The following is a 12,298-nucleotide window of genomic DNA, read 5'->3' as shown; positions in this document are numbered from 1 at the left end:
AGCATGTCGGATACGCCTACGCCTTTTCAGCGACTCTTGGAGACCGACAGCCGTTGTAGGGCTTTGGCTGCTGGACTGCCGTCGCAGCAAGAAGCTATCCAGACATGGGCAGGTATCGGTTTCCGCATGGGTGGCCGACTGTTCGTCGCGCCGATGGGGGAGGTTGGCGAAATACTCCATGAGCCGCGCTACACCCTGCTTCCCGGCGTGAAGGCCTGGGTAAAGGGAGTGGCCAACGTCCGCGGCAGGCTTTTGCCCGTCATGGATCTGTGCGGCTACCTAGGGTTGGAGTTGTCGCCCCTACGCAAGCAGCGGCGTGTGTTGGTGGTGGACCACCAGGAAGTGTTCGCGGGACTGACGGTCGATGAAGTGTTCGGCATGCAGCATTTTCCGGTAGATGCATTCTCCGAACAGTTGCCTCCTGTCGAGGCCTCGATTCAACCATTCATTCACGGTGTCTTTCAGCGCGAGCAGCCCTGGCTGGTTTTCAGTCCGCACGCGCTTGCTGCGCATCAGAAATTTCTGGACGTGGCGTATTGATTTAGGTGGGGTCGGCTGATGCCGGCCTTTTGGTTCTTGGAAGGAAACGTACAGGTGGTCCAGGCGGGGGCCGGAAAAATGAAAAAAATGAACGCGAATGCATTGCTGGCAGGGGTACGTAGCAATACGTTGATCGCCGGCCTGTTTATCCTTCTGATCGTCTCGATGGTGTTGCTGTTCGTGAACTTCGCGTACATCAATACACAGGCCGACTACGATAACGAGTACGTAGGACACGCAGGTGAGCTGCGAGTTCTCTCCCAGCGCATCGCGAAGAACGCGGTTGAGGCGGCCACCGGTACCCCCGAGGCATTCGACTCGCTGAAAGATGCTCGCAACGACTTTAGCAAGCGTTGGAGCTACCTCTCGGTTGGTGATGAGCGCATCGGGTTGCCAGCGGTACCGGAAGCGCTGCAATCCGAAGTGGCGGCAGTGCAGCAGGATTGGGATACGCTGCGGCAGAACACCGACGCGATCCTCGCCAGCGAACAAACAGTACTGTCCTTGCATCAGGTGGCAGCCACCCTCGCCGAAACGATCCCTCAGCTGCAGGTTGAGTATGAGGAGGTCGTGGACATCCTTTTGGAAAGTGGCGCTCCAGCTGCTCAGGTTTCCGTGGCCCAGCGTCAATCGCTGCTCGCGGAACGTATCCTGGGTTCGGTCAACAAGGTGCTTTCCGGTGATCAGGATTCTGTGCAGGCCGCCGACATGTTTGGCCGCGACGCCAGCCTGTTCGGTCGCGTGCTCAGCGCCATGCTGGAAGGCAACGAAGCCATGGGCATTACCCGGGTCAGCGACGTCGAAGCATTGGATCGGTTGGCCGCCATTTCAGAGCTGTTCCAGTTCGTTTCAGGATCGGTAGACGAGATTCTGGAAACCTCACCGGAACTGTTCCAGGTTCGTGAATCATCGAACAGCATCTTCGAGGTCTCGCAGACGCTGCTCGACAAAACGTCCGAGCTGACCCAGGGGCTTCAAAACCGTGCTGAAGCCCGTTACGTCAATACTCTCGCTGGCTATGTCCTTGGTGCATTGGCACTGGCCTCGATTCTGCTGATCGGCCTGGTCATGGTTCAGGTTACGCGTCGTCGGTTGAGCGAAACCGCAGAAAAGAACGAACGGAACCAGACTGCCATTCTGCGTTTGCTCGATGAAATCGGCGACTTGGCTGACGGTGACTTGACGGTAGCTGCCACTGTTACCGAAGACTTCACTGGCGCCATCGCTGACTCGATTAACTATTCCATCGACCAGTTGCGTGACTTGGTTGAAACGATCAACCAGACCGCTGTACAGGTGTCTGGCGCGGCTCAGGAAACCCAGGCAACTGCAATGCATTTGGCCGAGGCATCGGAGCATCAGGCTCAGGAAATTGCTGGTGCATCGGCAGCGATCAATGAAATGGCTGTGTCGATTGACCAAGTTTCGGCTAACGCCGCCGAGTCCTCGGCGGTAGCTGAGCGTTCGGTTGCGATCGCGAACAAGGGTAATGAGGTCGTGCATAACACCATCACCGGTATGGATAACATCCGGGAGCAGATCCAAGACACTTCCAAGCGAATCAAGCGTCTCGGCGAGTCCTCGCAGGAGATCGGCGATATCGTCAGCCTGATCAATGACATCGCCGACCAGACCAACATCCTCGCGCTGAACGCCGCGATTCAGGCCTCCATGGCTGGTGACGCTGGTCGAGGCTTTGCGGTCGTCGCGGATGAAGTACAGCGTCTTGCGGAGCGCTCTTCTGCAGCAACCAAGCAGATCGAAGCGTTGGTTAAGACAATTCAGACCGACACGAACGAAGCGGTTATCTCGATGGAGCAGACCACGTCCGAAGTGGTTCGAGGTGCCCGTCTAGCACAGGACGCAGGGGTCGCTCTGGAGGAAATCGAAAAGGTATCCAAGAGCCTTGCAGCGCTTATTCAGAACATTTCCAACGCAGCTCGCCAGCAGGCATCGTCGGCTGGCCATATTTCCAACACCATGAACGTCATCCAGGAAATTACCTCGCAGACTTCTTCGGGCACCACAGCGACTGCGAAGAGCATTGGTAACCTCGCCAAGATGGCCAATGAAATGCGGCATTCAGTATCCGGCTTTACCCTGCCGGAATCGCAGGATCAGGCCTGATTTGAGTGCACAGCGGCCTGACACAGGCTGCTGTCGAAGTTCATGGATAAGGGGCAGGGCATGCAGCCAGGTGTTGATTGGTCACTGAGACCTTTGGCTGATATGTCGGCAGCGGAATTCAATGACTGGCAGACCCTGCTCGAGGAGCGTTCAGGCCTGGTCGTGACCGAGCAACGTCGGATATTTCTTCAGGCCAATCTGAGCCGCCGAATGCGCGAAGTCGGAGCGCAGGATTACGCGAGTTATTACCGTCAGGTCACCGACGGCCCTCGAGGGGCTGTTGAGTGGTCCACCCTTATGGATAGCCTGACTGTGCAAGAGACCCGTTTTTTTCGTCATCCGCCGTCGTTTGCAATGCTTTCTGATCACATGCAGCAGCATAGCGAATCGCGGAAGGCTGATCGGCCCTGGTCGCTGTGGAGCGTCGGTTGTGCAAGCGGCGAGGAAACCTACTCGTTGGCGATTTGTGCAGCCGAGGCACTTAAGTGCACCGGCGGCGAAACACAGTTTGGTGTGATAGGAACCGATATCAGTCTTAGCGCGTTGAGTCGTTCACGTGAGGGGCTCTATGGTCTCCGTCGACTCGAGCAGCTGGACCCCGACCTACGCGAGCGGTATTTCCAACCACTGGCGGGTGATCGTTTTCAAGTCGTGCCCAGTCTGGCAGCGAGGGTGTGCTTTGCCCGACTTAACGTGCTGGAGCTGGCCGGTGCGCCTATGTCCGATGTGGACGTCATTTTTTGTCAGAACCTGTTGATCTACTTCCGTCGCTGGCGCCGCCGCGAAATCCTCAATCGTCTTGCCGAGCGTCTGGCGCCGGGGGGGTTGCTGGTAATTGGTGCGGGTGAGGTGGTCGGTTGGCAGCACCCGGAGCTGGTTCCGGTGGCTGATAGTCAGGTTCTGGCCTTTACCCGGAAATGTTTATGAGCGGAGTCGCTATGGGTGATCGGCACGATTATGTCGCCCTGGAGTGGGTGAAAGGCGAGATTGCCGAAACGCTGAAGCAGGCACGGCAGGCCTTAGAAGCGTTCGTCGAAAACCCGCAAGACTCGACGCGGATGCGCTTCTGCCTGACCTACGTACATCAGGTGCATGGCACCTTGCAGATGGTCGAGTTCTATGGCGCTGCACTCCTTGCGGAGGAAATGGAGCAGTTGGCCCGTGCGCTGCTGGATGAAAGCGTCGCAAGCCAGACCGAAGCGCTTGAAGTGCTCATGCAGGCGATTCTGCAGATGCCGGTTTATCTGGATCGTATCCAGAGTGCTCGGCGCGATCTACCCATGGTGGTGCTACCCCTGCTCAACGATCTCCGGGCAGCGCGTGGCGAGAAGCTGTTGTCGGAAACCAGTCTGTTTTCGCCAGATATGTCCGTCCGAGCGCCGGCCCTTTCGGGCGAGTTTTTGGCACAGCGACAGACCGAGGATCTGCCAACGCTGCTTCGAAAACTACGGCAGATGTTGCAGGTCGCGTTGGTTGGGGTCATTCGTAACCAGGATCTGCCCACCAACTTAAGCTACATGGCACGTGTCTTTGCCCGCCTGGAAATGCTCTGTAAAGATGCGCCGTTAGGGGCACTATGGCAGATCGCATCCGGTGTGGTGGAGGGGCTCGCCAGCGGCGCTGTCGCTAACGGCACTACGGTACGCAACCTGTTACGTCAGGTAGACAAAGAACTCAAGCGGTTGGTCGCCGAGGGCGCCGAGGGCATCAATCAGGCAGCACCTGACGAGCTGACCAAAAACCTACTGTTCTATATCGCAAAGGCACCGGCTCAAAGTCCGCGCATCCAGGCACTGAAAGCTGAGTACAGTCTGGATGACGCGCTACCCGATAGCACACTGGTCGACGAAGAGCGGGCCCAGCTGGCTGGACCGGACCGTGGCGCCATGCGTTCGGTGGTGGCTGCATTGTGCGAGGAGCTGGTTCGAGTAAAGGACAGCCTTGATCTATTCGTTCGCAGCGATCGTTCAGGCCTTACCGATCTAGGCGCGCTACAGTCCCCACTCAAGCAGATAGCCGACACGCTCGCTGTGCTCGGTTTCGGTCAGCCACGGCGGATCATTCTGGAGCAGATCAGCCTGGTCGAGGCGTTGGCGGGTGGGCGGCAGCAGCCTGACGACGCAGCTCTGATGGATGTCGCAGGCGCTCTGCTATACGTCGAGGCGACGCTTGCTGGCATGGTTGGCGGCACCCCAGACGAGCACAGTGGCGAGGAAAGCCACCTCCCAACCACCGATGTTGGGCAGATCCATCGCCTGGTTATCCGCGAGGCGCGTACGGGGCTGGAGCAGGCGAAAGACGCCATCATCGAGTTCATCGCCTCCCAATGGAATCACCAACATCTGGCGCGTGTTCCAGAGTTGCTGACCCAGTCCCGCGGCGGGCTTGCAATGGTTCCCCTCGCCCGCGCCGCGGCGTTGCTGGATGCCTGTAATCAATACATCCAAGAACAGCTGCTCGCGAAACAGGCAATCCCTGATTGGCAGAGCCTGGATACGCTTGCTGATGCAATCACCAGTGTCGAGTACTACCTCGAGCGCCTCAGTGAAGACTGCGGCTCGCAGGGTGACTTGATTTTGGATGTGGCTGAAGAAAGTTTGCAGGCGTTGGGCTATCCGCTCAGCCTGCAGGCTCCGAATAAGCTTGAGGAAACCGAATCCGAGGCGAGTTTCGAGTTATCAGATCCGCTCGACGAAATCGAAGTGCTCTCTCTCGAGCCGGCATCAGAGTCTACGAATACCGCTGATACTCAGGACGCGGGCGCGCTTTGGTCAGACCCTTCACAGTCTGGTTTGGGCGAGCCGCCTCATGTCGACCTGACCGACGACGAGTTGAGCGTCCCCGATTTCGTTGAGGGTGAGGTTGAAGCGTTTGACTGGCCGGTAGAGGCCAACGAGCTGACCGAGCCAGAACCATCGCATTCGATTAGCGGTGGGACTGCCGAGACGTTGAGCGATTGCCAAGGTCAGCCTTCCGATGACTCGATGGGCTACGAAGTCGAGTGGTGCGAAGCTGAGATGACGGCACTCGATATGCCCGAAGTCTCGCTGCCCGGCCCGATCGTTCAATTGGCTAGCGACGAGTCCGCCATGACCGCGGAGGACGTGCTGGCAACGCCTGTTGCTTCCGTCAACCCTCCGGCACGGGATGTTCCGCCAAGCCTTCTGCCGCCACCTGAGGGTGAAGAGGCAGTCGATGATGACTTGCTGGAAGTGTTCATCGAGGAAGCAGCCGAGGTTCTCGAAACCATCAGTGAGTACCTGCCGCGCTGGTGTGAAGAGCCCACGGACAAGGAAGCGCTCGGCGAGGTACGACGTGCCTTCCATACCCTCAAGGGCAGCGGGCGAATGGTCCGTGCATTGATCATTGGAGAACTTGCCTGGTCTGTCGAAAACCTGCTCAACCGGGTTCTGGATCGCAGCATTGAAGCTGGCGAACCAGTCAAAAAGCTGGTGAGTGATGTGGTGGCGTTGATGCCGGCGCTAGTCGAAGAGTTTGCAGCCAAGGCCCAACGCCAGCGCGACGATGTTGACTTGCTTGCCGCTAACGCTCATGCCTTGGCCAAAGGGCAGGTGCCAGACCCTGACCCGCAAGGCGGCGTTGCGCATGACCAGCCGGTCCAAGAAGAAGCAAGTGAAGATGTGCTGGATCCGCAATTGCTGGAGATATTCCGCAATGAGGCTGAAGCGCATCTGGCCACACTCGTCGACTTTCTCGCCGATTGCGCGCAACGCCTGCCGCAACCGGTAACCGACCCTTTACAGCGTGCGCTGCACACCCTCAAGGGTAGCGCCCATATGGCGGGCATTCTGCCCATGGCGGAAATCGCCACACCGTTGGAAAGAATGGTCAAGGAGTTTAAGGCCAACCTGATACAGATGGATCTGGCCGAGGCCGAGCTGTTACACACCGCAGAGCAGCTGCTCAGGTGTGGACTGGAAAATCTCGAGCGTGAACCGTTGGCGGAGATCGAAGGAGCGGAAGAGTTCATTGCTCGCGTTCATGGGTTGCATGAGGCCCGACTCGCGGATGCCGGTGAGCGAGGCGACGGAGAGCATGGCGAGCCACGCGACCCTGGCATGATTGCGCTCTTTCTGTCGGAAGGCATGAACATCCTGCTTGATGCTGAAGCGCTTCTGCAGAGTTGGCGCGAGCATCCTGCCGAGCGGCAGGAATTGACCGCGCTGTTGGAAGAATTGACGACGCTGGGACTTGGCGCCCAGATGGCCGATTTACCGCAGATCGATACCCTGTGTCAGGTGTTACTCAATCTCTATGCCGTTGTGCAGGAAGGCCGTCTAGCAGTCAGCACTCGGTTCTTCGATGACGTCGAACAGGCTCATGAAGCCTTGGTCGGCATGATGGATCAGGTCGCAGCAGGTCTGCAGGTGACTGGGCAGCCCGAACTAGTGGCCAGACTTGAGCATTTGCTTGCCGAAGCGATTGATCCGCAGGCGTTGGAACAGCCGGTCAACGAAGTTTCCGGAGAGGCCTCGGCCACCTTTGCCTCGGCCGACAGTGCTCCCCAGCCTGAAGCCGAAGCCGAAGCCGAAGCCGAAGCCTGGCTTTCCGAGCCCATCTTGGACGAGGACGAGCTGGACGGGGAAATGGTCGAGATCTTTCTCGACGAAGCCGTCGATTTGCTGGAGAGCGCTGGCGGCGCGCTGGAACGCTGGTTAGGAGATCCGTCTAACCAGTTGGCGCTATCTGCATTGTTACGCGATCTGCACACGCTCAAAGGTGGCGCGCGCATGGCGGAAATTCGGCCGATCGGCGATTTGGCCCATGAGCTTGAAACGCTCTATGAGGGTCTTTCCGACGGTCGCTACGTGCATACAGATGACCTCGCCACGCTGTTATTACGCAGTCACGATCAGCTAGCGGTACAACTTGAGCAGCTTCAGGCACACCATCCAATGGATGCCGCTGCGGGGCTCATCGAGCATATTCGCGCGTACCGGCAAGGTGTCGCGCCGAACTTTGGTCCATTGGCTTCGACCGACGAAGAAATATCAATGGCCGAAGAGGGCTCGCAGAGCACGGATTTCGTTGTCGAAGAGATCGAGCCGCTGGACGCTCTGGAGCAGCTTGATGATTCCGTGTTCACGCTTGAAATGGACAGCGATGATCTTGAGCTAGAAAGTCCGTCGGCTGACGACCTCCCGCTTGCAGCGTCGGAACAGCCCGAGGAGCAGTTCGTCGCAGCGTTGCCCGAAGAGCTGGAAGCGGTCGCGCGGCAGGTGTCGATGTCGGCAGGCGAGCCAGGCAAGGCCGGAGAAGGCAGCTGGGAAAGTCGTGATCCGGAGCTGGTGGAGATATTCCTGGAGGAAGGCTTTGACATCATCGAGCGCGCCGGAGCATCGCTTCAGCGTTGGATGGAAGATGTAGGCAACAGTTTTGAAATCGAGGCGTTGCAGCGAGACCTGCATACCTTGAAAGGCGGCGCGCGGATGGCGGATATCCGTGAGATCGGCGATCTTGCTCATGAGCTGGAGTATCTATACGAAGGACTGTGTGCCGGTCATTACCGCGCAAGCGAGACCTTGTTCACGCTGCTGCAGACCTGTCATGACCGGCTCGCCGAGATGCTGGATGCCGTGCGCGCTTTCCGAGAGCTGCCGAACGGGAAAGACCTGATTGCGACCATCCAGCGGTTTCGCGCGAACCCTGAAGAGCAATTGAGCATGCCGAGCAGCGTTGCTTTGAAGGCAGCGGAGGATGCTGCTCAAGACGCCGCTGAAGCCGAGATTCTGGATATTTTCGTCGAGGAAGCCGACGAACTGCTGGAGGAAATGGAAGCCGCTCTCGGACGCTGGGAAGCTACGCAAGATAGTACGGCCCCTCTGGGCGACATGATGCGCGTGCTGCATACGCTGAAGGGTGGCGCGCGGCTGGCGGCCCAAGGTCGCCTTGGCGACATGGCGCACGATCTGGAGCAACGTCTCAGTGAGGCGCAACTGCAGGGTGATCCGTGGACTGACAGCTTATTTATGGACGTGCAGGGCGGCTATGACGCGTTGCTCAAAGAGGTCGAGTCGATGCGAGCGCGGCTTATACCTGAGCCCGACGCCCCTGCAGATCCTCAGCTTGAGGAAAGCCCTCAGGGCGACCACCCGGACTCCTCGGTGATCGTGCTCGAAACGCCTATTGTGGCCGCCAGCGCTCAGGCGTCGGTCAACAGCGCGCCGGCCAAGGTTCTGCCGTTCATCCGGCGTGCCGAACAGGCCGCCCTGGATGCTGCATCACGTCGCGCACCGCAGGAGCTGGTCAAAGTACCTGCTGAACTCTTGGAAGGATTGGTCAATCTGGCGGGCGAAACATCGATCTTCCGCGGTCGGGTTGAGCAGCAGGTCAGCGATGTCAGCTTCACACTGGGAGAGATGGAAGCCACCATCGAGCGTGTACGCGATCAGTTGCGACGCCTGGATACCGAAACCCAGGCGCAGATTCTCAGCCGCTATCAGGCCGAGGCGGAGCGTGCGGGATATGACGATTTCGATCCGCTGGAAATGGACCGTCATTCCCAGCTGCAGCAGCTGTCACGCGCATTGTTCGAGTCGGCGTCTGACCTGCTGGATCTGAAAGAAACCCTGGCTGCACGTAATCGTGACGCTGAAACCCTGTTGCTGCAGCAGGCGCGGGTCAATACGGAACTCCAAGAAGGCCTCATGCGCACCCGCATGGTCCCGTTCGATCGTTTGGTGCCCCGTTTGCGTCGGATCGTTCGCCAGGTAGCGGGCGAGTTAGGTAAACAGGTCGAGTTCCTAGTGGGTAATGCGACGGGAGAAATGGACCGCAGTGTGCTTGAGCGCATCGTCGCTCCGTTGGAGCACATGCTCCGCAACGCTGTCGATCATGGGATCGAGGTAGGCACTAAGCGTGCTGCAGCGGGTAAGCCCGAGCAAGGCAGTATCCGTCTCGATCTGAGCCGCGAAGGCGGTGACATCGTGCTGGCGTTGAGCGATGACGGTGCCGGTATCAACCTCGAGGCCGTCCGCCGTAAAGCAATTGAGCGCGGCCTGATGCTCCCGGGTAGCGAGCTATCGGACCATGAGGTGCTGCAGTTCATTCTGGAGGCTGGTTTTTCTACCGCTGAACAGGTGACGCAGATATCCGGACGCGGTGTGGGGATGGATGTGGTGCACTCTGAGGTCAAGCAGCTCGGTGGCTCCATGAGCATCGAGTCGACCCTTGGCAAGGGAACACGCTTTCTGATCCGCCTGCCCTTTACCGTGTCGGTCAACCGGGCGCTGATGGTGTACTCAGGAGAGGATCTTTATGCGATCCCGCTCAACACGATCGAAGGTATCGTGCGTGTGTCGCCTTACGAACTCGAAGCCTATTACCAGCCTGGAGCGTCGCGCTTCGAATACGCCGGTCAGACTTATGAGTTGCGTTATCTGGGCGAGCTGCTGAACAACGGGCAGCGTCCCAAGTTGGTTGGGCAGAGCCTCCCATTGCCGGTCATCCTGGTGCGCTCGAACGAGCATAGTGTAGCGGTGCAGGTCGATAGCCTCGCCGGTTCTCGCGAAATTGTGGTGAAGGGTCTGGGGCCGCAGTTTGCCACTGTCCCAGGGATCTCCGGTGCGACCATCCTCGGCGACGGCCGGGTGGTGGTGATCCTCGATCTGCTCGCGACCATCCGTGTTCTGCATGCTCACTTGCTCACCCAGCAGCAGCCATTGCGCCTGCTGGGTGAAGACGAACCGGTCGATGTCGAAGTCGATCGGCCGACGTTGGTGATGGTCGTGGACGATTCGGTGACCGTACGTAAGGTCACCAGCCGTCTACTCGAGCGTAACGGTATGAATGTGCTGACAGCTAAGGACGGCGTCGATGCGATCACGCAGCTGCAGGAACGCAAGCCGGACATCATGCTGCTGGATATCGAGATGCCGAGAATGGATGGCTTCGAAGTGGCGACGCTGGTGCGCCACGATGAGCATTTGAAGGATCTGCCCATCATCATGATTACCTCGCGTACCGGCGAAAAACACAGAGACAGAGCCATGGCCATTGGCGTCAACGAGTACCTAGGGAAGCCCTATCAGGAGTCGCTGCTACTCGAGACGATCCAGCAGTTGGTCACACGTCATGAGTGAGGTCAGCCCTGCCCGCATTGGCGTGATCGCAGATACCTCCCTGCAACGTCATGTCCTGCAGCAAGCGTTGAGCGCAAACGGTTACAACGTCGTGCTTAACTGCGATCCGGCACGGATTGAGGAAGCAGACTTGACTGCGGCGCAAGCCGACCTGTGGCTTGTAGATCTGGCGCAGACGGAAGACTCCCCGCTGGTCAACGCCTTGCTCGAGCGGGACAGCTGTCCGGTGCTGTTCGGCGAGGGGCACGCGCCGGAGCGCCACTCCGAACATTATCCGCGCTGGGAAAGGCGCATGTTTGGCAAGCTGAAGCGCTTGGTAGGCGACCCTTCCCGTGTGGTTGGGCCACGTCTTAAAGTGCTGCATGGAGAAGCAGAGCGCGCTAGCCGCCTGTCGTTGCCCGGCCCGCTGCTGGCTGCGGCTGAGTCGATCACCGGCAAACCCGCTCAAGAGGTCTGGCTACTGGCGGCGTCGCTTGGCGGCCCCGAGGCGGTAAAAGCATTTCTCGATGCGCTGCCGGTAGGGCTGCCAGTTGGTTTTGTCTACGCCCAGCATATCGAGGCAAGCTTCGAGTCCGCCCTGTCGCAAGCGGTAGGGCGACACAGTGAATGGAGCGTCAATCAGAGCAGGGCTAACGACTTGATTCGCTGTGGCGAAGTCGTAGTGGTACCTATCAGCGAAGAAATGGGCTTTGACAAGAATGGCGCCATGTCGCTCTCCGGGCGATGCTGGCCGGAGCCTTACAGCCCTTCTGTCGATCAGATGATGCTCAATCTGGCTCAACAGTTCGGTAACCGTTGTGGTGTCATTGCATTCAGCGGCATGGGCAGCGATGGCAGTGCAGCTGCCGCTTATGTTCTGCGGCAGGGCGGCAGGGTTTGGACTCAGCGTGCCGACTCCTGCGTCTGCTCAAGCATGCCCGACAGCCTGCGCGAGGGCGGTTATAGCTCGCTCAGCGGTGATCCGCGCGAACTTGCCCAGGCTTTGGTCAATCACTTCGCGCAGCAGGCCAGCCGGCCCGTTGTGGCATTGCAACTGGATAACCCATGAGTCAATCGACTATCACTCAAGACGCCTCTGCCAGCCTGACCGGGCTTCTGGTCCCCTTGGCCGACCGCACGCTGCTTTTGCCCAACGTTGCGGTAGCCGAGCTGATTCCATATCGCGCTCCGAACTTAGCGCAGGGTAGCCCCGCCTGGTTTCTCGGGCAGGTGGCCTGGCGAGACCTGACATTGCCTTTGCTGTCGTTCGAGGCGGCTTCTGGCGGCCAGCCTGAGACAGGTTCGCGGGCACGCGTGGCCGTGCTCAACGCTTTGGGTGGCCGTGATCATGTCAAATTCATCGCCCTGCTGGTTCAGGGCATCCCTCGCTCGGTCAAGGTTGACTCAAGTCTGGCGCGCTCGGATGTCGCCTTGGCGCCTCTGGAGTTGGATGCGGTCAATCTCGGCGATGTTCAAGCGCGCATACCGGATCTCATCGCGCTGGAACAGAAACTGGCGGACGCTGGCCTGATCTAATCGTGCCCAGAGCG

6 protein-coding genes are annotated in these 12,298 nt (G+C 58.9%); all 6 read left to right on the top strand.

Going from position 1 to position 12,298, the window contains the following annotated elements:
• Positions 1 to 3 precede the first annotated feature (3 nt).
• The 6 genes from AAGW23_RS01540 to AAGW23_RS01515 all read left to right on the top strand — a co-directional run bounded on the left by AAGW23_RS01540 (position 4) and on the right by AAGW23_RS01515 (position 12,284).
• Positions 4 to 540 carry a chemotaxis protein CheW gene (locus tag AAGW23_RS01540; RefSeq protein WP_342404588.1) on the top strand — a complete coding sequence of 179 codons (537 nt, stop codon included), beginning with the start codon at positions 4 to 6 and terminating at the stop codon, positions 538 to 540.
• A 78-nt stretch (positions 541 to 618) separates the two neighbouring features.
• The gene (locus tag AAGW23_RS01535; RefSeq protein WP_342404587.1) at positions 619 to 2,667 is read left to right on the top strand and encodes a methyl-accepting chemotaxis protein; all 2,049 of its coding nucleotides are present in this window, start codon (positions 619 to 621) and stop codon (positions 2,665 to 2,667) included.
• A gap of 60 nt (positions 2,668 to 2,727) precedes the next feature.
• Complete coding sequence (locus AAGW23_RS01530) at positions 2,728 to 3,594, top strand: protein-glutamate O-methyltransferase (RefSeq protein ID WP_342404586.1); 867 nt, start codon at positions 2,728 to 2,730, stop codon at positions 3,592 to 3,594.
• A gap of 11 nt (positions 3,595 to 3,605) precedes the next feature.
• On the top strand, positions 3,606 to 10,769 hold the full coding sequence (locus tag AAGW23_RS01525) for an Hpt domain-containing protein (protein WP_342404938.1): 7,164 nt from the start codon (positions 3,606 to 3,608) through the stop codon (positions 10,767 to 10,769).
• Complete coding sequence (locus AAGW23_RS01520) at positions 10,762 to 11,817, top strand: chemotaxis protein CheB (protein WP_342404585.1); 1,056 nt, start codon at positions 10,762 to 10,764, stop codon at positions 11,815 to 11,817. The genes AAGW23_RS01525 and AAGW23_RS01520 overlap by 8 nt, the downstream gene beginning before the upstream one ends.
• Positions 11,814 to 12,284 carry a chemotaxis protein CheW gene (locus AAGW23_RS01515; RefSeq protein ID WP_342404584.1) on the top strand — a complete coding sequence of 157 codons (471 nt, stop codon included), beginning with the start codon at positions 11,814 to 11,816 and terminating at the stop codon, positions 12,282 to 12,284. The genes AAGW23_RS01520 and AAGW23_RS01515 overlap by 4 nt, the downstream gene beginning before the upstream one ends.
• Positions 12,285 to 12,298 lie beyond the last annotated feature (14 nt).

Origin of the sequence: Stutzerimonas chloritidismutans (assembly GCF_038562055.1) — a bacterium.
Taxonomy (GTDB): Bacteria; Pseudomonadota; Gammaproteobacteria; order Pseudomonadales; family Pseudomonadaceae; genus Stutzerimonas; species Stutzerimonas chloritidismutans_A.
The sequence above is the reverse complement of the archived record's forward strand: the minus strand, read 5'-3'. Positions and strand labels throughout refer to the sequence as shown.

Coding starts and splice junctions, on each gene's coding strand:
- AAGW23_RS01535 (WP_342404587.1), top strand. CDS start 619: ATGAAAAAAATGAACGCGAATGCATTGCTGGCAGGGGTACGTAGCAAT.
- AAGW23_RS01515 (WP_342404584.1), top strand. CDS start 11,814: ATGAGTCAATCGACTATCACTCAAGACGCCTCTGCCAGCCTGACCGGG.
- AAGW23_RS01525 (WP_342404938.1), top strand. CDS start 3,606: ATGGGTGATCGGCACGATTATGTCGCCCTGGAGTGGGTGAAAGGCGAG.
- AAGW23_RS01520 (WP_342404585.1), top strand. CDS start 10,762: ATGAGTGAGGTCAGCCCTGCCCGCATTGGCGTGATCGCAGATACCTCC.
- AAGW23_RS01540 (WP_342404588.1), top strand. CDS start 4: ATGTCGGATACGCCTACGCCTTTTCAGCGACTCTTGGAGACCGACAGC.
- AAGW23_RS01530 (WP_342404586.1), top strand. CDS start 2,728: ATGCAGCCAGGTGTTGATTGGTCACTGAGACCTTTGGCTGATATGTCG.